The 25,450-nt window shown below is 34.1% G+C and carries 15 protein-coding genes; 4 read left to right on the top strand and 11 right to left on the bottom strand.

What is annotated here, in order from left to right:
* Positions 1-7: 7 nt before the first annotated feature.
* From EA652_RS05290 to EA652_RS05250, 9 genes are all read right to left on the bottom strand, one after another.
* Positions 8-1,153 carry an MFS transporter gene (locus EA652_RS05290; protein ID WP_006280071.1) on the bottom strand — a complete coding sequence of 382 codons (1,146 nt, stop codon included), beginning with the start codon at positions 1,151-1,153 and terminating at the stop codon, positions 8-10.
* Between the two features lie 127 nt (positions 1,154-1,280).
* Positions 1,281-2,333 (bottom strand): threonine aldolase family protein, encoded by a 1,053-nt coding sequence (locus tag EA652_RS05285; protein ID WP_006280070.1) that lies wholly within the window; start codon positions 2,331-2,333, stop codon positions 1,281-1,283.
* Complete coding sequence (locus EA652_RS05280) at positions 2,330-3,379, bottom strand: threonine aldolase family protein (RefSeq protein WP_006280069.1); 1,050 nt, start codon at positions 3,377-3,379, stop codon at positions 2,330-2,332. Before EA652_RS05280 ends, EA652_RS05285 begins: the two co-directional genes overlap by 4 nt.
* 1 nt (position 3,380) lies before the next feature.
* Positions 3,381-5,156 carry an ABC transporter ATP-binding protein gene (locus EA652_RS05275; RefSeq protein WP_006280068.1) on the bottom strand — a complete coding sequence of 592 codons (1,776 nt, stop codon included), beginning with the start codon at positions 5,154-5,156 and terminating at the stop codon, positions 3,381-3,383.
* The gene (locus EA652_RS05270; protein ID WP_006280067.1) at positions 5,157-6,146 is read right to left on the bottom strand and encodes a phytanoyl-CoA dioxygenase family protein; all 990 of its coding nucleotides are present in this window, start codon (positions 6,144-6,146) and stop codon (positions 5,157-5,159) included.
* A 3-nt stretch (positions 6,147-6,149) separates the two neighbouring features.
* Positions 6,150-7,844, bottom strand: coding sequence for a WG repeat-containing protein (locus EA652_RS05265; protein WP_006280066.1), 1,695 nt, complete (start codon positions 7,842-7,844; stop codon positions 6,150-6,152).
* Positions 7,805-10,141: a glycosyltransferase gene (locus EA652_RS05260; protein ID WP_006280065.1), complete on the bottom strand. Its 2,337-nt coding sequence runs from the start codon at positions 10,139-10,141 to the stop codon at positions 7,805-7,807. Before EA652_RS05260 ends, EA652_RS05265 begins: the two co-directional genes overlap by 40 nt.
* Positions 10,098-11,057, bottom strand: a complete 960-nt coding sequence (locus EA652_RS05255) for an NAD-dependent epimerase/dehydratase family protein (protein ID WP_006280064.1) — start codon at positions 11,055-11,057, stop codon at positions 10,098-10,100. Before EA652_RS05255 ends, EA652_RS05260 begins: the two co-directional genes overlap by 44 nt.
* 131 nt (positions 11,058-11,188) lie before the next feature.
* Positions 11,189-11,950: an NTP transferase domain-containing protein gene (locus EA652_RS05250; protein WP_012673202.1), complete on the bottom strand. Its 762-nt coding sequence runs from the start codon at positions 11,948-11,950 to the stop codon at positions 11,189-11,191.
* A gap of 693 nt (positions 11,951-12,643) precedes the next feature.
* Here EA652_RS05250 and EA652_RS05245 point away from each other — a divergent pair.
* The 3 genes from EA652_RS05245 (at position 12,644) to EA652_RS05235 (ending at position 19,993) form a co-directional block, all read left to right on the top strand.
* A complete protein-coding gene (locus EA652_RS05245; RefSeq protein WP_012673201.1) occupies positions 12,644-16,171 on the top strand; it encodes a DEAD/DEAH box helicase in 3,528 nt (1,175 codons plus the stop codon).
* Between the two features lie 183 nt (positions 16,172-16,354).
* Positions 16,355-17,187, top strand: a protein-coding gene (locus tag EA652_RS05240) for an IS5-like element ISWpi1 family transposase (RefSeq protein WP_094189578.1) whose coding sequence is annotated in 2 segments (ribosomal slippage) — positions 16,355-16,724 and positions 16,724-17,187 — 834 coding nt in all. Because the reading frame shifts where the segments join, the coding sequence is not laid out codon by codon here.
* A 610-nt stretch (positions 17,188-17,797) separates the two neighbouring features.
* Positions 17,798-19,993, top strand: a complete 2,196-nt coding sequence (locus tag EA652_RS05235) for an AAA family ATPase (RefSeq protein ID WP_006280189.1) — start codon at positions 17,798-17,800, stop codon at positions 19,991-19,993.
* Positions 19,994-21,158: 1,165 nt separating this feature from the next.
* On the opposite strand, the gene ltrA is transcribed toward EA652_RS05235, so the two are convergent.
* Both ltrA and EA652_RS05215 read right to left on the bottom strand, forming a co-directional pair.
* Complete coding sequence (gene ltrA, locus EA652_RS05225; RefSeq protein WP_006280268.1) at positions 21,159-22,472, bottom strand: group II intron reverse transcriptase/maturase; 1,314 nt, start codon at positions 22,470-22,472, stop codon at positions 21,159-21,161.
* A 585-nt stretch (positions 22,473-23,057) separates the two neighbouring features.
* Positions 23,058-24,062, bottom strand: coding sequence for a virulence RhuM family protein (locus EA652_RS05215; protein ID WP_006280269.1), 1,005 nt, complete (start codon positions 24,060-24,062; stop codon positions 23,058-23,060).
* A gap of 836 nt (positions 24,063-24,898) precedes the next feature.
* Here EA652_RS05215 and EA652_RS05210 point away from each other — a divergent pair.
* Entirely contained in the window at positions 24,899-25,354 is a 456-nt protein-coding gene (locus EA652_RS05210) for a crossover junction endodeoxyribonuclease RuvC (protein WP_012673199.1), read from the top strand.
* Positions 25,355-25,450: the final 96 nt, after the last annotated feature.

Here is a 25,450-nt window from a genome sequence, read left to right as displayed (position 1 = left end):
ATTTTTTTTACACCGCTTTACTTAGTTTTTTTAGATCTTTGCTTGATAGTATGGAAAAGCAAACGAGTGCAACAACAGAGCAAATGGAAAAAAATGAAAACATAATACTGTTACCACAGTGCTTAACAAGTACTCCTAAGAGCACGCATGAAAATATTGAACTTGCAATATACCCAAATAATCCTGTTAAGCTTACAATTGCACATACATTATTTTGTGGAGCAATTTCTACAGCTATAACACCTGTCAGTACTTGCACTCCAAATATAAAGAATCCTGATAAGATTGCACAAAGGTTCATAAGAATTATGTTTTGACCAAAGTTCATTGCAATAAAAGTGAGTGCTATACCCAACATATAAAGTGATGCCAGCAAGCTTCTATTTTGAAAGAAGTACATATCACTAATTCTTCCTGTTATTAAAGTTCCAAGGATTCCACCTAAATCATATACGCCTGTTATTAGTGAGGATTGTACAAGAGAAATTTGTAATTTATTCTTTAAAATTATAGGAAACCAAAAGAAGATTCCCATTTTTATAATATAAGCACAAAAAGTAGCACAACATAGAAACCATATGGAACTTGTTACCTTGATACCTATTTGAGATTTCTGCACCTTATAATAGGTAGTAAAGTTGGCACTTTCTTTGTAATATGCCTTTAATATTATATAAATTCCAAAAAGTAAGCATAAGAAACCAGAGTACAAAAATGCACTTTTTGCATTATATATTTTAATTATACTTGGTAATACAATTAAAGTAATACAAGAACCAAGTTGCTGAGATGCGCTCATAACTCCCCATGATGATGCAATTGAAGAGATGCTAGAGTTTGTAACCATAAACTTGGTAATAGCTGGCCAACCTAACCCTTGTGTCCAAGCTAATAATATTAATGTTAACAGTAATAAAGTTAGATTATTATATGATAAAGTTATACCAATGGTTAATAATCCAGTTGCAATATTGCATAGCCCAAACATAAATAATGGATTATTTTTGGAGTCCATGATTATTCCATTAACAAATTTTGATACTCCATAAAAAAAAGAAAAGCAGGCAAAAAAATAGCTTAATTTTACATGGTCAGTATCTATTAACAGTGGTAGAGCAATTGGTATACTTTGTCTTGATAAATAAAGCAGCATATATCCACAGAAGAATAGTAAATATTGAAAGAAGACAAAGTTCACACCTATTCCCAAATAGCTCTATGCAGATGCTAGCATAATACTATATTGGTATAATATTGTTTGACAAGAAGTTTGCAAACAATTAGTGCAGAAAATTACTTAGTATCTTTCTTATAGCAGATACAGTAGTATTAATATCTTCATAGCTTATATCTCTATGTGTTATAGCTCTGATTTTACCTTTGATGTTAGCCATTCTAATTCCATAATTTGTCATTAGTACGTTTATTAATTCTTGAGTAGATATACAATTAGTACGTAATGAAAAATACGCTATATTAGTTTTATACAGGTCGATATCAATTATAACTTGATCTATGGAGTCTAGGCCTTCTATAAGGTGCTGCATTTTTTTATGATCTTCTTCTAAAGAATTTACATTATTACGTAGAGCATATAAACATGCAGCTGAAATAATGCCAGCTTGGTGCATACCTCCGCCAATTTGAAACTTATAGTACCAAGCTTTTTCAATAAAATCTTCACTTCCAAGCAATATTGCACCCATTGGAGCACCTAATCCTTTACTAAAATCAATGAATACCGAATCAAAATAACTTGCATACTCCTTTGGAGATATTTTAGTATGAGCACAAGCGTTGAACAGTCTTGCTCCATCTAAATGAGTGAATACGTCATTCTCTTTGCAGAGACTTGAGATCTCTTGAATATATTCTAAAGGCCACACAGCTCCACCACCAAAATTTGTCGTTTGTTCGATAGAAACAAGCCCAACTCTCGGAATATTTCTTAAACTAGGACGAGTAATAAACTCAACAATTTGTTCTCCAGTAAATATTCCTCTTGTACCTTTGATGGGCAAAGGAGTAGCATGTGCCTGGGCTGCGATCAAGCCAGATTGTACTATGAGTGGATGTGAAGTTTCATCAAGCAGCAAGTAATCACCAGGTCTTTGAATGTGTACTTTATAAGCAATTACATTGGACATCGTTCCTGAAATCAAAAAGATTCCTGCAGGTTTACCTAATATTTTACATGCGGTTGCCACTAATTCGTTCACAGTTGGATCTTCACATGCAGCTTCGTTTCCAACTTTTGCTTTAGCCATCGCTTCCCTCATTTTAGCTGAAGGGTCAGTGTTTGAATCGCTAAAGAAATCTATTTTTACTCTCATATTAAATTTAACACAACCTCCTTTATAATTTCAGCAGCTTTCATGATGTCTGTTTCCTTTGTGCCAAGATGGGTAACTGCTCTTATATGAGACTCGAGCCAAGGAAAAAGCAATAAACCATAAGCTTGGCACTTACTCAAGAAAACCTCATTAGTTACATTTAGTGCTTTTATACTAAAGCTTACTATATTAGTTTCTGGATAAGGTAGTACCAGTTTTATGTGTGGAATTTCCTTAATCTTGTCTGCAAACAGTTTGGCGAGTTTATTGTCTTCTTTAAGCCTAGAAATATTGTTCTGTAGTACATACTTTGCTGCATTAGCACAATACCCTATCTGATGATAACCACTACCTAGCCAAACCTGTAGCTTTTTAGCCCTTTCAATTATCTCTCTTTTACCCATAAGCATTGAACCAAAAGGAGCTCCAAGTCCTTTGGTAAAAGAAAAGCTCATTGTATCCACATATTTAGCATAATCTGCTAAAGCAATATTTGTTTCGACATGAGCATTAAATATTCTTGCACCGTCTAAATGAAGATTTACATTGTGAGCTTTTAAAAAGTGATATAACTCGACTTGTTTTTCAAAAGGATAAATTTTACCATTAAACCCGTTTATACTATTTTCTATAGAAACAAGACTCACCTGAGCAAAAATTTTGTACCTTGGCTTAGAATTAATAGCATATTCTACTTCAGCAACATCTAAGATTCCGCTATTATTTCTAATACAATTAAATACGATATTATTTACTTTTGCATTGCCTGCGCTATCGAAAAAATTAACGTGATAATTATAATGAGTTATTAGTTCATCACCAGGACTTGTTTGACTGGCAATGGCTAATCTATTTGCAAGCATACCGCTGGTTGCAAATAATGCTTCTTCTACTTTGAATAATTGTTTGCAATATTCTGATAAGTCATTACAGCTTTTGTCTTCACCATAAGCAAAATCTCCAACAGTTGCATTACTTATTGCATGTATAACGTTGGAGCTCTGCAGAGTTGTAGTGTCACTTCTCAGATCAATAATTTTTTCCATCTTATTTTTTGCCATTCAAACAACCAATTTGAGCATTCCAAAGTTCCTTGTAAAGACCTTGCTTAGAAACTAATTCAGCGTGTTTACCATCTTGGACAATTTTTCCTTTGTTAAATACTAGAATTCGGTCCATATGTAAAAGTGTAGAAATACGGTGTGCTATAGTAATGGTGGTTTTATTTTCCATCAACTTAAATAAACTCATTTGAATTGTTTTCTCTGTTATAGAATCTAACTGACTAGTTGGCTCATCGAAAAATAATATCGGAGCGTTTTTTAGAAATGCTCTCGCTATGATTATTCTTTGTCTTTCCCCTCCAGATAGCTTTATGCCTTTTTCTCCGACTACAGTTTCATATTGATCGGGTAGAGTCATAATGAAATCGTGAATACCAGCCAGCTTTGCAGCTCTTATTATTTCTTCGATAGTAGATTGAAGTTTACCATATATAATATTTGCTAAAATAGTATCATGAAACAACAATGGTTCTTGAGGTATTACAGATATTTGTTGCCTCAAAGAACTCTGTGTAACTTCCGATACTACTTGATTATCAATCTGTATATTACCTTTTTTAACATCAAATAGCCTTATGATTAAGTTTATAAAAGTAGATTTACCACCTCCAGAATAACCAACTAGACCTACCTTTTCGCAAGGATTAATGGTAACTGAAAAATCTTGAAATAATGACTTCTGACCCTCATAAGAAAAAGAAACATTATTAAACGTTATTCTTCCACTTAATAAATTTAATTTTTTAGCATTTTCCTTATCTTGAATTTCTGGTACGGTAGTCAAGATTGGCAATGCATCTGAAACTTTGCCGAAATGAGTAGAAAATTGGGTAAGATTCCTAGTTAGATGGTTAAGAAACTCTATAATCGATATATTAATTCCAAGTACAAGAGCAATATCTCCTATTGCAATCTTGTTCAATTGATAATCATGAATTAAAAAATACAAGTTTACTGCTTGGAGTATATCAAATGAATAGCCATATATAAACCAAAGCCAAAAGTATGCCCATTGTAATTTTCTTTCTGCAATAGTTTTTTTCTTGCATACTTGAAAAAATTTATGCCTCTCATGCGCTTGCCGAGAAAATAACCTTACTGATATAACATTTAAAATACTGTCGGCTATACCCGCTATTACTTGTGAACTTTGTTTAGAATGATCATCGGCTAATCCGGTAAGCACCCGAAAACTGAAAACCGAAATCAAAATAAAAATGTTCACCCAAATGAATGTAGCTATTGCAAACTTTATATTTACTAGTGATAAAGTATAAATAGCCAAGATTAATGCTATACTATAACTAAAGAAACAGTCTATAAGCAGTCTTATTAGCTCTATCACACTATCCATTAAGTTACTGACCTTATATACTAAACTTCCGGATAGGTTGTTTTGATAATAGGAATGGTCTTGCTGAAGCAGCCTGTAAAAAGACATATCAGCTATTTTTTGACGCATTGAGGTAAACATTCGAATGTCAACAAAATAGCCATAGAATCTAAAAGCAGTAGTAATAAGTAATGCCATACAAACATAAGCGCTTACAGGTAATAAAAGATTTTCAATTACATTACCTTCTTGATATTTTACAGCTGTATCTAAGATATTTTTTACTAAATACTTTCTAAAAGATAAATCAACAGCCACTACTAGGGCAACCAGGAACATTACAAGCACATTAAGCTTAAACTTGGATAAGATATTCAAAATGAACACCAATATATACTTGAAACTACCAACTCTACTTTTGTTCATTTATAATGCTAGCTCCACCACATTGACTTTTTTATTGAGAAATACAAGCAGTGAAAACCATAAATTTTTGTATATTTTTCCTGAAATGTCTCCAGCATCATGTAGTGCTGACGCTTGATTCAGAATAAGTAGCTTATATAAATCTCGCTTAGCTTCAGCAGTGTTGACCTCAGAAATATTTGTAGTTGTGTCTGTAATAAAGGCTAACCAGCTCTTAATAAGTTCTTCCATATTTTTTGTTTTTATACTTTCCTGGCGACGAAATAATGATAAGTATTCTCTCAGTATAAATTCTGTTAATGCACCACAGTTTAATATACCAAAAACTGAAGGCTGAGGTTTTGGCACACAAGGAAGACTTTTATCTTTTACAACCCATCTCGTAACATAAGCAAACCTATCTTTAGCATCTATATTCTTATCACTACCATGCCATAACCGTGAATCAAAAACTATCGCATCTCCTGCTGAAATAGGTAGTGACTTAATTTTATAATTTTCCCGGTTATCCGAGTATTGATCCAAAAAGTATGGATGCCAAAAATCAACTAGAGGCTGTATTTTCCAGTTGTGACTATCTTCTATAACTTGTAGTGCACCTGAAGTTTTATTGACATTATTCAAAGCTAGCCAAACAGAAAAATGATAAGGGTCATTAAAGCTATAAGAGATGTCCTGATGGAAGGGAACTGCATCTATTAAATCAGCAGTTTTACATATAACATTTGATTTTTTCTGCAGTATCTGGCATTGAAGTGACTTTTCAAGATAATTTTTAATAATTTTATCTAATACTTGAGATACAATTCTAGTTACCTGAGATGATGTACCCCATCTTCCAGTGCAGTTTAAATAGTCAGAAGTTGAAACACCTAATTCTTGAGATAACTTTGATATCTTGCTTATTATATCATTTAAAGACTGAGTTATTAACTCTAAAGGAACTAGATTTTTGATAATAAAAAAACCATTTTTTTGCAATGCTTTCATATATTAACACCTAATGTCAATAACTGATAAATAATCTGTTAAAGGTACAATACTAAAAATTTTAAGCCCTTTTACTTGTTTTAGTATTCTTTTCCAATCGCTCAATGTCCTTAGTTTACCCCCTGTTTCAACCATTACATTAATATCTACAGAACCTCCCACTGGGGAGTAGTAATCTAGGATAGTTTCTATCACTAAAACGCGTGGTATTCCTTTATTTTTTACCAATTTTAAATAAGACAATACCTTATTATCATCATAATGCTGCAGAAAGCGGCAAAAGACACCTAATTCATAATTTGTAGCTGATAATTCTTCTTGAGTTATGAGTTTAATTTTTAAATCTTCTACTGCCTGCCTAGGCACTTTATGTTCGTTGTAATAATATAAGCCTATAGAACCTTTATTGTGTATATCAGAATAAGCAAGAAATAAAGAGTGTACGCCAAATAGCAATATATTTTTAGCACCATCTATATTAACCCTAGAATTAAACTCTTTAGTGTCAAACCTGGAATATCCTAGCAATGCTTGGTAAAACGCTATTTTCCTGTCTTCTGATGTTTCTTTCTCCTTAAAAGATTCAAATGAAGATATTGACTCCTGCCTTAATATATCGGCAATTTTTAACCAATTCTTTTCAGCGGCAACCCTTGCCCACATTGCTGCTGCTTTAGGCAAAAATGGTATTTCCTTAAAACACTTACCTTTTGATGATAGTTGCCATAAGTCCTTGTTCTTATCGTAATCAATAAACCCTATTTCCCACAACGCCCTTAACAGCCTTTCTAGATTTGGAACGATAATATTTAACTTTTGAGATAAAACTGGCATAGTTGCAGGTAAGATATTTAACAAATCAAGTTCAATAGCAACATTTGCGAGGTAAGTTTTCCAAAAGGCTGAAAGTTCTGCAGAAATCTTATGCACTTGAGATTCTTTATCTAAATCAAAAATACTAAACTTTACGTTTCCGGTAATATCGATCTGTCCTAATACACCTTCAAAAGTTTCAACTTTTGCCATGCCATTATAGAATGCTTCTACCATTTTAAATCTTTGCCGGTAAACAGGATTGCCATTAATATCTATATGAAACCAGCCATGCTTATCTTCTGCAATAGCAAATCCTTTATGAAAAACATTAAGCTTTTTATACCATTTATTATGTACTAACTTTCCATGATTATTAATATGTGTAGCTTTACCATCTTTATGGACTACAGCGATACCATCCTTAAAATCCCCAACATAATTGTATTCTTGCTCATAAACTCTATTGCCGTTCAAATCAATATGAAAAAACTTATCATGCTTTCTAATCACACAAATATCTTCTTGGTAATTTCCAATCCATTGATACGAATGTTTGTATACTCTACATCCAGATGGATCAATATGGTAATACCCTGTGTCATCTTCTACGGCTGCTCTATTGCAGTAAAATCCAAAAGTTTTTAAAAATCTGTCGCGATAAATTGCTTCTCCCATTGCATCGATGTGATAAGCGCCTGTCTCATCATAAACTGGTGCAAGGCCAGGCTCGTGAAATTTATCAACTCTAATAAATCTATTTTTGTACAAAGGATTTTCTGACAATTGGTGAAACCTTTCACAGGGGGAAACCCTAATAGATTTAAGGTACTCACTATCTTTCATTAATTGACTAATGGTTTTCTCATGTTGCATGTTTTGCATAATTCATAGTTTAAATAATTCTTTTGTAAGTTTAGGTACTCGCTACTTTGCCATATTTCCTCCAGTTTAACTTCATTAACATTGCCAAAATCTCCTAATGTTTTGCGTAGTTCATCTGGAGCACAGCAGGGACTAAACTTGCCTTCATTGTTTATCCATGCTTCTTTACCTAAAAATGGGCACTGACCACCTGGAGCCAAATCCTTGATACCCTCTTGAGAAAGGATCGTAAAATTTTCTAATTTTATCTTTTTACCATTTGGCAATAGCATATTATCCCTAAGTTCATATAACCTTCCCACCTCCGTATTCCATCTACTAATTGCTAATTCATCTCTCCTCATAGATAGATCCTTAATTTCCTTAAAATGTGCCCAAAGATGATGTCCTTTAACTCTATCTATGCCATTTTTTATAGCCATCTCAACTATGTCGTAAAGTTCATGTAAATTACTTTCTAAAAATGTTAATTGTAAAGTAACGGTACACCTTTCACCTGTATCGCTAAAGTATTTATCTCTAACTTCAAGGAAAGTTTTTAAATTTTCTGTCACTACTTCCCATTTTGAACCTTTCATGATTCTTTCATGAGTTTCTTTAGTTGCCCCATTCCAGGAAATCTTAACATCAGATAAAATTGGTACCAATAGTTCAGCCCATTTTCTAGCTCCTTTAATAGGAAAAGAACCATTGGTCGTGAGGTTAAGCTTCAGGCCGAACTCATGGCACAAATTGATTATTTCATCAAAGCTTTTATACATTAAAGGCTCACCCATAGTAGAAGGAATGATTTCCCTTAAAGGTGTTCCATCTGCTTCCTTAATTACCTTCCTGATAGTTTCTATTGACATTATCTTGGGTTTTATCCCTTTAGCTTTCTTCTCCTCTTTAACTTTACTATATGGTGAAAAGCATTCACACATTACACAAGCAAAGTTGCAGTAATCTGGATTAGTATCAAAAGTAATTCTCCAAGGACCAGGTTTTGTAGCCACTGATTTGCCTTTATTTTCAATAACATTACGGTAAATTTTGTTAAGTTTCTCAGTATGCTCACTTATAGAAGGTACATTACCATTTTTAGTATAAAGATAGCCTCTTTGGGTCAGTTCACTGTATAATTCCTGGTCTGTAGATAGGACTTGCATTTTTTCTGACAAACTATTTGTATCTCTATGCTTAAATAATAGTCCGTTTATTCCATCTCTTACATATTCTGCCATGCCACCATAATCAGCCGTTATTACTGGTACACTCAGTTGCTGTGCTTCATGTATTACTAATGGTGAATTTTCACCCCAAATTGAAGGAACAACTATCGCATCAACTTTATTAAATACATCAGTAACTATATTTTTATTGTTATAACTTCCCATCCATTCTATCCTTTCTTTAACAGCATGTGGAAACTGATCGGCAATCGCTTTTAAAGTTTTAGTTTCTTCCCTTGCCGCTCCCCAAATTCTAAGTTTTGCTTTAGATGATAAGCGAGAAAAAGCCTTCAATAATAGGTCAACACCTTTCTCGGGAGTATGAGTACCTATATAACCGAAAATAAACCCTTTTTCTTGCACCCTATTTCTATTCTTAAGACGATTTAGATCAAAACCATAATCAAGATAAGAAATTTTGTTTATCGGAACATTAAAGTCTTGAGTAAATTTATCCATTAAGAATTTTGACGGAGCAATGAAGTAATCTATATAGTCCACTACTTTCTTTGTTTGCTTCATTCTAGTTGCAACCCATTGTTCCCAATAATTTAAGTCTGAATTCAAGAATTCTTCATCTCCTGTAAAATGCCCCTTGTAACATTGGGTTGCACATTTTTGATCCTTCTGTCCATCACAAAGCCGTAACAAATCTTCAGAATTACGTTGAATAAATCTTCCTCTTGGACACATTAACCAAAAATCATGTAGCGTAAAAATTGTAGGTATATTTTCTTTAAAAGCAACTTCTGGTAAAGTAATTGATAGATGATTAAGATGACCAAAATGTATAAGATCTGGTTGAAAGTTATCTATTATTCTTTTAAATTTTATATTTACTTCTTCATTGATAAATTTGTAACGATATTTAGTTGTAGGTATATTAATTAAATTCAGTAAGATCCGGGAATCACTACAGTCCAGAGCTATAGTATAATGGAAATCAGGTAAGAAGCTGTTTTCATGCCTAGTAAATATTTGTACCTCATTATTATTGGCTAGTTCATGGGCAAGAGTTTGGCTGTAAACCTCCGAACCAGCGCTATAATAAGGAGGGTAACCATGAATAACTTTTAATATTTTCATATATTACCATATCTATATTGTTAGGATATTCTTGTGTATTGTTTTGTAGACTTTTTATAAATTTACCTAATCCTACTTTTAATGAATGCTTTGGAGACCAACCAAGTAGCTCTTTAGCTCTAGTAAAATCACCATGGAACTTAGTTACGTCAAAATTTCTTGGAGGATAAAAATCAATTCTAGAATCACTTTCCGTGACTTTTAATATTGTTTTTGCTAAGTTTTCTAAAGTACATGGGCTATTAGTAGTAAGATGAATAGCAGGAAGAGAAGATTTCTCGTTTTGTAAATATTTAACAGTTAAGTATATACCCTCTATAACATCATCCAAATAGGTAAAATCAAAAACACATTCTTTACCTTCTATCCTAATTGGATCGCCTTTCAATGCATTGATACAGAGTGCAGGAATTACTCTACTACTATGATCTAGTAAACCACCATATACATTTGAGAAGCGTAATATTGCTACATTAAAGTTAGAACCTTTTAAATTTATTACTTGTTCTTCAATAAATGCTTTACCTTTGGCGTAATTATTTATTGGGTTGATACTAGCAGACTCTGCAACTGGTAGTTCCTTTTGTTCTCCATATACTTCTCTACTGCTTGCATATATAAACCATGGTTTATTCGGAAGCGACTTGCAGAATTCTAAGAATTGGATTGTACCATCGACATTAACTTTTTGGCACAATTCAGGATAAAGCTCACCATGTATAACTCTAGAAATTGCAGCCAGATGAATAACCCCCGTACACTTAGCGAGTAGCGGCATTATATCTTCTGAAAAAAAACTGAGTGGGTTGTCGCGAAACCTAATATCGCAGCTTATTACTTCATAACCCTGCTTTTCTAACTTTTCTACTAAAGCCGATCCTATCAAACCTGCAGCACCTGTTATTAATATTCCCATGTGTCCCTCTCACTACAACCAGGAAAATCTTTCACACCTATCATCTTACAAGTAAGACTTAAAAAGCATTATAAAACTAGTATAAAACAAATGTCAACTTAAATTAAGGATCAATGAATAAAAAAATATAGTTATGAAAGAAGGGTTGGTTGTCTTCTTCTATTTGCCTGAAAATAACGTTCTGCTTTGACCAAATCCTCTTTGTTATTTACCCCCATTGCTTCCTTTTCGTCAGCGACTACATAACCTGCACGTAAGTTATTGCTTGCTGCAATGGGTATTATATCATTAAGACAACATTCGTTGGTCGAATCATTAAATTTTACTTCTTTTATTAGGGTATAAAGATCTTTAGCGTATGAAACCATTATTCCAGAGTTTGCAAGAAGAATTTCATCTTCACTTTTCAAGACTTTTTGAACATTGTCATTATCATCAATTACTAATCTTCCATATTGCTTATCTTGACTATTAAATCCAAGAAGAACTAAATTTTTATTATTACACTTTAAACAATCAGTCATTCTCATAACTGTATCACTAGATATAAACGGGGTGTCTCCGTACTGTATTAAAACTATGTCTTGGTCAGATAACCGCTCCAGGCTTTCTAGGGCAATTTTAACTGCAGTGCCAGTACCTGTAATATTTTCTTGAATTATCAATTTTATATTATATTTATCAATTATATCTTTTAAGGTACTAAATCTTTCTAACTCCTTTAGAAAAGGCTTGCTAATGACAATTGATAGACTTTTTAAACTCAGCGGTTTTGCATTGTGAATTATATGCTCTAAAAGAGTAAAATTTCCTACTAGGTGTAGTGTTTTTGAGTACTGTGAATTCATTCTACTGCTTTTTCCTGCTGCTAATATTATCAACGTGTTATCCATACATAACTCAAGAACTTACTAGGAGGTAAGTTAAGTGATAATTAATGAGTTGTAAAGTCTACTATAGTTTCCTAAATGATCCAGAAAAAATAATTAACATGCTTGAAATATATAAATCCTCTATGACGCTAATATAGATTAGCCGATAAAGTAAGCTTCCCAGAACTACTCATTTATATTGACCCATCAGTACTTATACAAAAGCTAGTTGATCGAGAAAATAGGCAAATCCTTATCAACGGCCTACTACTTTTCCTAACTTATGCTTCCTTGTTATATTGTTGAGTATACTTTTTAAATAGTTTTTTTCTGTTTTCTATCAACCAATAGAAGTTTCTTTTAGCCCATAAGGATATTTATATAGGAACTGATATTTTCTATGCTGGCAAGAGTCTTGACGCCGTAAAAAAAACTACTCAATAATTGGGTAACTTCTGATGACATTTTCACTGTACATTTATCGCACAACATTAGTGCTACAATCACAGGTGTAAAGGTATTAAACAACCTTTAAAAAGTTTCACTTTTCCCTTAATCAATTTTTCCTTTGATATAAGTGTTTATTGCTTTTGCCCTCTCTGTTGTTATAATTAACATTTTGTAGTAGTTCAAGATGAGTTTTGCATATTCAGAGAAAATCGTCCATAGAATCAGCATCTAGCTTATCTAGGTTAAAATATATAGTTTTACAAGATGACTATTTATGGAAGAACATGGTGGGGTAAGAAGTGGCTCCAGTCTTTTGACGGAATAGATTATGATAACCGTCTTCCACGTGGCAGAACTTGTGCTAATACTGGTCGAGCTTTTGGTATTAAAATTAATGGTCACATAGTTACAGCTAAAGTTCATAGCTCAGGATCTTACCCATATCGTGGTTCAAAACCTCAACCATATAAAGTCAAAATTATACTCAATGAATTAAGCTCATCAGAACAACAGACCATTCGTCAAATTATTGAAACTTCACCAGCTATATTAGCTAAATTGATAAATAGACAATTATCAGCCAGCTTGTTTGATAAGCTTAATGATCTTGGGATTAAATTATTTCCTTCAAATTGGCAGGAGATGAATGCAAGTTGTAGTTGTCCTGATTGGGCTATGCCTTGTAAACACATTGCTGCTGTAATTTATCTTATTGCTGCAGAAATTGATAAAAACCCCTTCATGATTTTTAATATTCATAATTGTAATTTGTCAGCACTTATCGATGATTTTGGGAATGGAAAATTAGAAAATGCTCAAAACATTTTAAAGATAGATGATATATTTAAGGCATGTTCTAAAATTAGAATACATAACCAAGCAATTTTAAATGATATTGATTTATCAACTATTCCTAACCTTTTTGATTGTATCAGTAGTATTTTAACAGATAATCCACTTTTTTTTGAAAAAAACTTTCATAATATCTTACAGATAGCTTATAAGCATTGGCAAAAGTATCCTGCAGGAAGATTAGTGTACTATCCAGCTTCTAAGAAGGAACTATCAGAAGAGGAGCTATTTATTAAAAGATGGGGAAATATTGAGAATTGGCAAACATTTCAACTATTCATTGATGATCAGCATTACCTTACTCAAGTGAGCAATGGTACAACTAATTTATTTAGGCTCAGTGGAAATGTATTGAGGGATGTAGCACGATTTTTAAATGATATTCCTAGTTCGTTACTCCACAAACTTAACCCTGAACTTCGCTTCATGCATATGATTTCACAGTTTGCACATATGCTAATGGAAAAGTCAGCGCTAATACCACAAGTATTACAAAACAAAAGAGGAGAAGTAATAATTAGGTGGATTCCGGCGTTGTTTAATGAGTCAGTTAAGGAAATTCATAGCAAGATATCATCTATTTGTCCGCCTCTATTGATTAAATATCAAGAAATCGTTATGGAACCAGAGGAACAAGTAAATGTTGCTATCTCTCTCATCCTTTTAGGGTATATAGAAGATAACTTTCCTGCATCACTGGATAAGCATAGAGATAAATCCATCTTTGAATTATTCTTTACTGGAAGATCATACAAGTTTACTGAGTTTAGCAACAAGGAAATACCGCAAGCAATTAATCTCTGGCTTTCACGTCTTTATTTAGCAGATAAACCTTACAAACTCTATTTAATGATAAAAGATCACCATGAAAAATTTGAACTTGAGGTACAGTTATCACTGGATGATGAGAAGTCATTCATCAAGCTGGAAAAAGCACTCTCTAATCAAAACGTAAAGCTTAGTATTTTATCTGATCTTGCACTTTTGTCTGAATATATACCTGAACTAGAAAAGTCGATTGACGATAATAGCACATTATCATTTAATTTAGATAATTTTGCACCATTATTTTTGCATATCTTGCCTGTACTAAGAGCAATAGGCATCAAAGTTATTTTGCCGAAATCTTTACAAAAAATCTTAAAACCACAATTAAGTCTTAATTTGTCTACTAAAGATAAAATAAAAGAAGATCGCGAAAGCTTTTTAACGCTGGAAAATTTATTGAAATTTGATTGGAAAGTAGCAATAGGAGATAAAAAACTAAGCGTTACAGAATTTAAAAAATTGCTAAAAGATTCCCGAAGGCTTGTGCGAATAGTCGATCAGTACGTCCTTTTGGATGACAAAGAGGTAGAAGCTTTATTAAAAAAACTTGATAAATTGCCTGATTATTTAAGTCAAGCAGAGCTTATGCAAGCTGCTCTAACAGGAAAAGTAAATGAAACTAAAGTAGCATTTGACCAGCAGCTTACAAGCTTATTTAATAAACTTAATACTTACACACCTGTTACTACACCAAATAATCTAATAGCACAACTACGCCCATATCAAGAACGTGGATTTAGTTGGCTTGTACAGAACATAGAAAACGGGTTTGGTAGCATAATTGCTGATGATATGGGTCTTGGTAAAACATTACAGGTTATAGCAGCTATTCTGTGTTGCAAAAATACAGGGTTTTTGGATCGGGACAGAGTCTTGGTAGTAGCTCCCACAAGCATATTAAGTAATTGGCAACGAGAGATGGAACGTTTTGCACCAGAATTAAAGCTTTTCGTCTATCACGGACAAAATCGAGAATTGGCAAGTGATTATGATGTAGCTCTAACATCCTATGGTCTTGCACGTCGTGATAAAAAAGAACTTAATAAAATTCGCTGGTTTTTGCTCGTGATTGATGAAGCACAAAATATAAAAAATCCTAATACCGAACAAACCAAGGCAATTAAAACTATTGCAGCAAAACATAAGATAGCTATGAGTGGTACGCCTGTTGAGAATAGGTTGCTTGAGTATTGGAGCATTTTTGACTTTATCAACAAATCTTATCTTGGTACTCCTAAGCAGTTTAAAAGCAGCTTTGCAACACCGATTGAAAAAGCAAGAGATAAAACTTGTCTAGAAAGGTTTATGAAAATCACTAGCCCTTTTATGTTACGTAGGCTTAAGAGTGATAAAAGCATTATTCAGGATTTACCAGATAAAATTGAGAACAATCGTTATTGTTCCCTCACTTCAGAGCAAACAGCGCTTTATCAAAAGGTTGTTGATACAACTATGGAGAAGATAGAAAAAAGTGAAGGGATTGAACGTAAGGGACTAATCTTTAAACTTATCAATGCTTTAAAGCAAATTTGTAACCATCCATCACAGTTTGGCAAGAAAAAGCGTGCGAGTATTGAACAATCCGGTAAAATGCAGATGCTTGAGGAAATATTGATTAGTATTGGTGAAGTTGCAGAAAAATCATTGATATTTACTCAATACACTGAAATGGGTGAGATTATAGCTAGGCTACTTGAAGAAAGGTTTGAATCAGAAGTGCCATTTTTACATGGAGGACTTTCTAGAAAAGCACGTGATACAATGATTAATGACTTTCAAAACTTATTCCAGTCCAACATTCTTATAGTGTCTTTAAAAGCTGGTGGAACAGGGCTTAATTTAACAGCGGCAAACCATGTAATACATTACGATTTATGGTGGAATCCAGCAGTGGAAGCACAAGCAACAGATCGGGCCTATCGTATCGGGCAAGAACGTAATGTCATGGTGTACAGGCTACTTTCAACAGGTACATTTGAAGAGCGTATTGATGAGATGATTCAAAGCAAGAAGGAATTAGCAAACCTAACTATAAGTAGTGGCGAGAGTTGGATTACAGAATTTAACAACGATCAATTAAGAGATTTAGTTAATATAAAAAATGCACTATAATATAGCTGAGTTATTTAATGTAAAGAACCAGCTAACTACCGCTAATAGTTCAAAATAGAGACAAAGATTTATATTTCGTACTTTATGTCTCATTGGTAGGCAAAAAGCCTGTAATTACGTTTTAGAGGTTGTCCGGAAACAAGTAAAAGGCTATAATATCTGAAATTTTAGTACGGGGTAAAGATGAGAAAAAAGTATCCAACAGATCTAAGCGAAAGGGAATGGGCAAGAATAGAAAAACACTTCAGAGTATCATACAAGAAAGGAGGAAGGCCGCCAAAGTATAGCAAAAGAGAAATATTAGAAGCAATTTTCTATGTATTGCGTACAGGGTGTCAATGGCGGTATTTACCAAATGATTTTCCGCTATGGAAGACTGTGTATGAGCAGTTCAGGCAATGGAAGAAGCAGGGAATTTTTGAGAAAATGAATTATGAAATTACAAAATATAGTAGAAGAAAAATAGGAAGGAATGAGCAGCCGAGTGCCTGTATAGTAGATAGTCAATCTGTAAAGACTACAGAAAAGGGGGGATCAAAGGCTATGATGGAAGTAAAAAAGTAAAGGGTAGAAAAAGGCATATAATTACAGACACTCAGGGTTTTATACTAGGTTGTTACGTAGGCGCTGCTAACGAAAATGATAGAGATGGTATTAAAATAGCATTAAACAATATGAGAACAAAATATACTAAAGTTAAAAAAATGTGGGCTGACATGGGATACCAAGGAAGAAATTTAAAGAATCACATAAAGGAAGAATATGACATAGATATTGAAATTGTTAAAAGGCCTCCATGTAGATTTTGGGTGCACAAAGATACGCCACCTGAGCTACTACCAACAAGAGAACAAGGGTTTAAAGTACAGCCAAGAAGATGGGTTGTAGAAAGGACTTTTGCTTGGGTTAATAGGAATAGAAGGCTATCGAAGGAGTATGATTTACTCACAACATCCACTGAGAATTTCATATACCTAGCTATGAGTAGGGTTATGTTAAAGAGGGAATATGCTTGAATTTACTAGTTTCCGGACAACCTCTTAAAGTGATTCCACTTTAAACTGTACCCTTTAGCACCTGTAATGCCCTTTAAAATTTGAATAAAAAGCATCTTTAATAATTCTATTCATGAACCAAAAAGTAATTGCCGTTTTCAGAAACTTTTCATTTTTACAGATGGCTTGAAAAGATTATCATTAATAGGTAGGCCAAACTCCTCCAAAGAAAAAAGTTTTTAATTTTTTCAGAAAAAGTCATAAGAAACCCGGTATATATATAGTAGAGGGTTTTCTATCAAAGACACCATTATGAATTATATAGCAGAAAGAAAACATTAGTTTTTTTAATTTATTTTAAATATATCAACAGAATAAAAACTAAGTGGTTGACATGGTGAGTAAAATGTAGTAGAATTATAATAGAGTATTTTTCCTTAAAAGAAAGAAGATACTAAAACCTCACTTTTCACCTGAACTGACTTCCTTTACTTGTTAATATATTTTTCAAGCTTTGCCAAGAGAACCCCCACCGTAGTTTTTACTTACATAATGAAAGAGTAAGACCCCAATCAAAACAGCCTTACTCAAAAACCTTTCAAACGCTTAATCTTAAAAGGAGTTTCAACTTATGGTACAAGATTTTTTAACTGATGTCAAACAAAAAAATACTTTAAATGATGAATATTATGATTTTAATAATACTGTAGAACCATTAGAGCAATTTGATGTAGAAGAAATAAAAAGACAACTATTATTAAACATAAGATCATGCCTTTCTTATTTATTCCCAAGGGGAACTTTTCATGGAGATGAATTCCGAATAGGTGATGTGCATGGTAACAAAGGACAAAGCCTCAGAGTAGCATTAACTGGTGGAAAAGCCGGACTCTGGCAGGATTTTGCAACTGGGCAGAAAGGTGATGTTCTTGATATTTGGGCAGGTGCACAGGGAAAAGATACAAAGAGAGACTTTTGTGAAGTGATGGCCTCTATAAGTGAATGTCTTGGATATAACAAGAAATGCGCAAAGGCTGACGAAGACTTCGAGAAATTTATTACCCACAGTTGGAATTATTATGATGAAAATGGTCAGGTCATTGTAAAAATTTATCGTTCTGATCCTCCTAAAGGAAAAAAGCAATATAAGCCTTTTGATGTTAAACAATCTCGGTATGGTGCGCCAAAAGTAAGACCTCTCTATAACATACCAAGTATTTTAAAGTCTGATAAAGTTGTTCTGGTTGAAGGGGAAAAATGTGCAGAAGCGCTGATAGAACAAGGTATCACAGCAACAACAGCAATGTCTGGAGCAAACGCACCAATTGATAAAACAGACTGGTCACCACTTAAAGGTAAGCATATTATCATTTGGCCAGATAATGATGAAGCAGGTAATAAATACGCAAAAAATGCTGAAAAAAAGCTTTTAGAGATCGGAGTTGCATCACTTGCTGTGCTTGAAATTCCTCGAGGTAAGCCTGAGAAATGGGATGCTGCTGATTGTGTAGAGGAAGGTATAGATGTCAAAGAGTTTTTAGCTTCAACTCCGTTGCTTACTATTGATACTCCAGCTACTGATACTTCAAATATGAAAAGTTTAGAAAGATCCACAAAACAGCCACTTAACATTTTAGATTGGAGTGCAGAGCGCTTTGTAGGTCCGGTACCAGAGCAAAAGTTTCTTGTTGAAGGTCTATTTCCTTTAGGTGTTACTTCAATAATAGCAGCAATGGGAGATACAGGCAAAGGTATGCTTCTTCTTGACCTAGCGCTTAAGGTTGCAAGTGATAAGGATCAGATGTGTGGCTTTGGTTCACTTGTTACTGAACATGGATCAGTAGTGATTTTTTCAGCAGAAGATGATGCAAGTGAGATACACCGCCGCTTAGAACGACTCGACCCTAAGTGTGAAAGGTTGAAACATAAAGATAAATTATTTATTGTACCACTGCCAAACGTCAGAGGATCACTTACAATACTCAGAAATGTTCGTGGTAAAATCGTCGAAGTTTCTCCTGAATTCGAATCCGTAATGAAACAGCTCGAGGAAATTAAAGATCTGAAATTGATAGTATTTGATCCACTTGCTTCATTTATCCATGCAGATATAAATGCTGATCCTGCTGTAGGGGATTATCTAATGTGCTTATTATCTGATTTAGCATGTAGTACTGGAGCTTCGATAATTACTGCTCATCACATGAGAAAGCCAAAAGGAGAAAAACCAATATTAACTGCTGAACAAGCACGCGATGCAATTAGAGGTACCTCTGCTCTTGTTAATGGTGTTAGATGCTCATACGCTTTTTGGCCAATAGAAAATACAGCTAGGCTAGAAATCTTTAAGGCAGTAGGAGAAACACCAAGACAGAATGCTTTGTTTCATGGGGCAGTTGTGAAGGCCAATGGTTTAGCTGATCGCACTGTAAGAACTTACCTAAGAAATCAGGAAACAGGGCTACTAGAAGATATAACAATACAACTAACAGTTAAAAATGCTAGTGAAAAAGACCTTAAAATATGTCTTACTGATGCAATTACACGATCTGCTGTTGCAGGACACCCATTTACTCACACAGGAAGCACAGGAGTATATAAACAACGGCATAGGCTACCTGAGATTTTCCACAGTATGGGAAGAGATCGACTAGAGCGTATAGTTCAGGAACTTTTACAAGCAAAGCAGTTAGTTAAAGGAATGTCTACAGGTGCAAAAGAGGATAAGTGGCTTGACATTCCAACTGGACCATTTGCTTGTGGTATAGGAAAGTTCACTCTTGGAGCTGAAGATTTTAGCTATAGGCAAAATTTAATGTTAGGATAAGTCTTTCTTTATGGGTGGCTCTTTAAATATTTTAGAGTTGCCCTATTTTCTCTATTCAATCTACCATCTACTCAATCTAACTTCGGAGCCACAACCCTATTATAAGTTATGATTTCAATTAAAAAGGGATAAGACATCAAATGGTTGAATTATATTCCTGATTCCTTGGTTACTAAATAAGTAATGAGAAACTAGGAAGCTAAAGATCGCTTGAATCCTAACCTTTTGCCCTCTATTCCTAAAAGTGTTCCTAGTTATTATGTGTCTGAAGTCAGCCAGTATAGCGGATTCTGCGTTCCTAAAACCCTTATATATTATATATATATAATAGTAATAAATAATAATAGATAATATAAAATAATAGTAAAATACAAATAAAGTACAATAACTTAAACAGCAAAAAGAAAGAAGTCCAGAAAGGCTGCCACAAAATATTATTAAGATATTTACATTTAATGAAAAATACAATTAGTGCGTTTTTAAAAGGCTCTTACTCTCATCTTTTTTTTATGCTGATAAAACTCAAATAAACGTTGGTCTGCTAATGCGGTTTTAAAACGATTCTACGACTTCAGGGTACAATTATACCACCAAGACCTAAGTTGCTCATGTAAGGTAGCTTAAAAATCGATTATGAGGCATTTCTAAATTATTTTTTATCTCAAATTTTTATTTATTACAAAAAACCCTAAAGCTAGTCTATCATGTTTTTTTGTTGGTTGCAAAGAAAATTTTTCAAAAAAGATTGAACAACTTGTGGTGAGTATAAGGGGTTAATGGAGACTATATGAGAATACAACAACTTTTATTGCAAACCTCTGAGCAATTGATTGCAAAACTCTCAGTGATGAAACAATCTTTATCAGCAAATTGTAGATGAAGCTAAAGGAAAAAAGTTTGAAGTTACTGCCATAGAAGAAGAGACAGAAGCTCGTAAAATTTGATTGCTGCTTAAAATGGAGACAAAGAGCAAAGTTTATTTACGTCTCCAACAGAAAAGCTTCTTTTGTAGTAGTCAAAAAAAGCAGAGATATAGGGCTTTCTGAAGGGAGGGGGTCTGGTAGAGACTCATGACCTTGAAACCAGCGATTTGGTCTCATAACCATAGTCTCCCCAAAAGAACCGTGCTTGCGGATTTCCCGCACACGGCTCCACAATACAGCGTTCACACTAGTGCTCCTGTGTATAAAGAAACATATACCTTTGGTTTTGGTAATGGATTTACTTTTAAATAGTGTATAAATTGTTCCCAATCCATACTTTTCTTTTGACTACGTCGGTTTATCCACTTAAATGCTAACTTTGTTACCGGTCGATAGAATTGAATCAAACACCGATAATTTCCGCTAACTCCGAAGTAGCTATAGTGTCCTGTTAGTTTGGCTTTAAGTTTCTGCCACCAATCTTTGAGACAGATACGACTTCGTACCATCTTCAACCATTCTTTGATTTCTTTAATCTTTCTGGCTAGGCTTATTTTTGAAGTTTTCTGCTTCATCATAAGTTTACCATTACGACTTTTTCCACAATAATGTGTAAATCCTAGAAAGTTGAAGCTAGCCGTCCTACGTTTCTCTCTTTCTGCTTGATACCATTCTTTCTTACCAAACTTTACTATTTTTGTTTTATTTTCAGCTATTTCCAACCCAAATTTACTTAGTCTTTGTTTCAGTAATTCTAGAAATTCTTTTGCGTCTTCTTCCCTCTCGCAGCCAACTACAAAATCGTCGCAAAACCTTATTAGCTGTAAATATCCTCTGGCTTTTGGCTTAAATTTCTTTTCAAACCATAAGTCCAGCACATAGTGTAAGTATATATTAGCTAATACAGGGCTTACTATACCACCTTGTGGTGTGCCTTGATCGGTTGCTTTATAACATCCAACTTCGACTATTCCTGCCTTTAGAAATCGTTTTATTAACCACAATAAATTTGGGTCAGCTATTCGTTCCCTTAGACAATTCATTAGCCATTTATGTTGAACATTATCAAAGAACTTCTTGATATCCACTTCTACAATATAGTTAATTGGTTTGTGCATAACTGCTTTATCTAGAGCGTTTATCGCCTGATGACAATTTCTTCCTGGTCGAAATCCATACGAGCTGTCCATAAAGTTTGCTTCATAAATATTTTCTAATATCTTCTTTAGCATTACCTGTACCAACTTATCTTCCGTTGATGGTATTCCGAGACCGCGCTTCTCTTTGCTCCCGGCTTTGGGTATGTATACCCTTTTCACTGGTAGCGGTTGATATTGTTTTCTCTTCATACTATCCACTAGTGTTTTAAGTTTCTCTTCTAGATTTTCTCCATAAGCTTCCACTGTCACACGATCTATACCACAAGCCTTGTTGCGTTTTAGTTCCTTATAACACTCTGCAAGATTCTCTTCATTAATCAAATGAACTAATGATGTAAATTTTACTCGCTTATCTTGCTTAGCCCTTACTGCTATCTGGTTTAGTTTTCCTTGCATACTCCTCCAATCTCTGTTGTATTGGTATAGCAATCCCTATACCAGTCACTATATTGCTAACCGCTTCCCCTTGTATGTGGCTTTCCCACACTCCGAGTACTATCAGTTAGTCCGACTTCCTTTGCATCTTCCTCCAGTCCTCGCCTTTATTGACTTGTTCCAGAGTACCCTTACAGGAATACAAAGGATCTCCCAAGTTCACGTAAGGTCCATCTCAACACATGACGCGGCCTTCGATCCCGATGAGGTGAGTAATATCTTGCCTTAGCGTTATTACCCATGTTGCCTTCCACCAAATGTAAAGTGTCAGCCCCCATGACGCGTGAATTACGGGACTCAATACCTTCACTTTCGTTGCACCCTATGTTGTCCATTCCATTAGCTTTACTACGCTCGTTACCTTACGCAGCATAATGGTTTGTTCCAGGTTGCCGGCTAAGCTTTACCCGTGTTGGATTTTCACCAACTGTTCCTTACGCACTTCTTGGCGCACACAATTTTTCACCCCCCTTAAAATTAAAACAAAAGGTGGTAAACAAGATGTCAAACACAGATAACTCAACTACAAGCTGGTTTTTGTTGTAGTTAGATAGTTATTTTCTCACTTTCTTTACTTGCTTTAATTAATTCATCAAAATCAGATTCATGTAATTTGTCCTGTATAACTCTGTACTTTTCGTATTCTCCTTCAGCCAGGGCTTTTGCAACTTCAGCACTAACTTTACCGGCATCTTTAAGTACTTCATAATCATTGAATAATAGAAATGCATCCAATTTTTCAGCCCAGTCTTGCATTTTCATCAGCCGATTCTTTTTTGCTTGAAGTTCTGCATAATCTAGATACATCGAAACAATGTGGTTTAGTTCACTTAGTTCTTCTTCAGTTAAGTAATTTTTCGCAATACTTACATCACTCTTGTGAATTTTTTTACCTGGACCATCTTTCCATGTAGTTAGCCCCATATGTGGTTTTTTGTGATCAACCCGAGAACATATCAACTCTGCTGCAGTTAAACCATAAATTGCCCAATATAATTTGTTTTGTACTTTTGCGTAAAATTGTTTTGTTATTTCTGAATTTGGATCGTAATCTGCAGAACATTCGGCATAAATGTCGGTAATCTTCTGGTAAAATCTACGTTCGGATGCTCGTATTTCCCTGATTTTTTCAAGTAATTCATTGAAGTAGTCTTTGCCAAACTTTTTCCCGTTTTTTAGTCGTTTACTATCTAAAGCAAATCCTTTGATAATAAAATCCTTCAAAACTTTTGTAGCCCATACTCTGAATAATGTTGCTTTTTTAGAATTAACTCGATAACCAACAGCTATAATTGTATCTAAATTGTAAAGTTGTGTTGGGTAATTTTTACCGTCTGCAGCGGTTACCTCAAAAGTGGAAACAACTTCTTTTTCCTGTAATTCACCAGATTCAAATATGTTCTTGATATGCTTACTAATAGCTGGCAGTTGTACATCAAATAATTCAGCCATCCTTTTTTGCGTAAGCCAAAGATTTTCATCTCTGCATAAAACTTCAATTTCTATATTTCCACCTGGAGTAGTATAAAATACAATCTTATTCTCATCCATTATCTATCTCCTATAACTTACAAACAAACCATTGATCATCAATAGGAATTTAACCAATTAATTGTCTCTACTGCAACTAAATTCTTTAAAACGTCTTTAGAGGGCTATTATAACTTATTAATGAGCTGGATAGAGGGGAATATCTGTTTTATCAAAAATTCATGTGACCTCTTCTCAGCTCCAGTAAACAGTTATTTCCAAAATGGAAACAACTCAAATAGTAAGGTGTCTAGGAGGTCGGACTTCCGTTTAGCGGGTTCTTAAAGTTTAGGCTCTCTTTAATTTCTGAGCTGCATTCAAATTATTTTAACTTTTTTTCAGAAAATCCCGGAAAAAGTGGTGAGAAATCCGGAGTATAGGGGCATTGAGTGTAGATGTGCTTCAAACACAAAAGTCGGCAAATAAACAGAGTAGAAAAGATTGAAGGAAGCAAAAGAAATTTAGGCTTTTGGTAAGTTACGTAATTGAGAATTTGTATTTTTTTAGATGAGGTAAAAACTTTGTTTTAAGGCTAGATGCAACTTTAGGGTACAAATACTACTATTACCAAAGAACGCATATAATACCCCTTAGAACTCGAATAAATGGCATTCTTAGCAATTCTATTACTGTATAGCAAACTCACAGGTGAGTTTAGCACGTTTTTTACGCTTTGCAAAGAAAAATTAAAAAAAAGTGAACAGTTTTTGTAAAATCGGTGAATATATATAATACCAAGTCCTAACTAAGGTAGGTAGCATAAGATTCTTGTCATTGGCCAACAAAAACCCATTCATAGCGTATTTTGAAGGAACCAGACGATATTTAGCGCTACTTATAGTTTTAAATAATAGCAAATGTCAATCCTCACACTCGACCTCGGCAAACAAACCGGCTGGGCAATTCTAACAGATGGAATAATTGAAAGTGGGAGCAAAAGCTTTCATGGTAGTCGTTTCAGCGGAGGTGGAATGTGTTTCTTAAACTTTTGCAATTGGCTCAATTCTTTGAAAGACATTTCTGCAGTGTACTTTGAGGAGGTGAGAAGACATTTAGGAACTGATGCAGCCCATTGCTACGGTGGGTTTCTTGCAGTGCTGTCTGCTTGGTGTGAAGAGAACAATATTCCCTACCAAGGTGTTAATGTTAAAACTATAAAACGCTTTATAGCAGGCAAAGGCAATGCAAGTAAGAGTGAAGTTATTGAAGCGATACGTGAAAAAAGTTTTTCACCTAGAGATGATAATGAGGCCGATGCTTTGGCATTAATGTTCTATATTAGTAAAGATATTAATAAGACGAAAAATCCATAAAAAGTGGGTCCTTTCAGCCAGAATGGCGGATTTGGTGGGTTCAACCCCAGGCCTTCTTTAGCGTCAGAGATATTTTGAATATTAACTTTTTAATTA

Origin of the sequence: Wolbachia endosymbiont of Drosophila ananassae, from assembly GCF_008033215.1 — a bacterium.
Lineage (GTDB): Bacteria > Pseudomonadota > Alphaproteobacteria > Rickettsiales > Anaplasmataceae > Wolbachia > Wolbachia pipientis.
Note: the sequence above shows the minus strand (reverse complement) of the source record. Positions and strands in the feature narration are given on the sequence as shown.

Coding starts and splice junctions, on each gene's coding strand:
- EA652_RS05290 (WP_006280071.1), bottom strand. CDS start 1,153: ATGCTGCTTTATTTATCAAGACAAAGTATACCAATTGCTCTACCACTG.
- EA652_RS05250 (WP_012673202.1), bottom strand. CDS start 11,950: ATGGATAACACGTTGATAATATTAGCAGCAGGAAAAAGCAGTAGAATG.
- EA652_RS05245 (WP_012673201.1), top strand. CDS start 12,644: ATGACTATTTATGGAAGAACATGGTGGGGTAAGAAGTGGCTCCAGTCT.
- EA652_RS05285 (WP_006280070.1), bottom strand. CDS start 2,333: ATGAGAGTAAAAATAGATTTCTTTAGCGATTCAAACACTGACCCTTCA.
- EA652_RS05260 (WP_006280065.1), bottom strand. CDS start 10,141: ATGAAAATATTAAAAGTTATTCATGGTTACCCTCCTTATTATAGCGCT.
- EA652_RS05215 (WP_006280269.1), bottom strand. CDS start 24,062: ATGGATGAGAATAAGATTGTATTTTATACTACTCCAGGTGGAAATATA.
- EA652_RS05280 (WP_006280069.1), bottom strand. CDS start 3,379: ATGGAAAAAATTATTGATCTGAGAAGTGACACTACAACTCTGCAGAGC.
- EA652_RS05275 (WP_006280068.1), bottom strand. CDS start 5,156: ATGAACAAAAGTAGAGTTGGTAGTTTCAAGTATATATTGGTGTTCATT.
- ltrA (WP_006280268.1), bottom strand. CDS start 22,472: ATGCAAGGAAAACTAAACCAGATAGCAGTAAGGGCTAAGCAAGATAAG.
- EA652_RS05235 (WP_006280189.1), top strand. CDS start 17,798: ATGGTACAAGATTTTTTAACTGATGTCAAACAAAAAAATACTTTAAAT.
- EA652_RS05255 (WP_006280064.1), bottom strand. CDS start 11,057: ATGGGAATATTAATAACAGGTGCTGCAGGTTTGATAGGATCGGCTTTA.
- EA652_RS05270 (WP_006280067.1), bottom strand. CDS start 6,146: ATGAAAGCATTGCAAAAAAATGGTTTTTTTATTATCAAAAATCTAGTT.
- EA652_RS05210 (WP_012673199.1), top strand. CDS start 24,899: ATGTCAATCCTCACACTCGACCTCGGCAAACAAACCGGCTGGGCAATT.
- EA652_RS05265 (WP_006280066.1), bottom strand. CDS start 7,844: ATGCAAAACATGCAACATGAGAAAACCATTAGTCAATTAATGAAAGAT.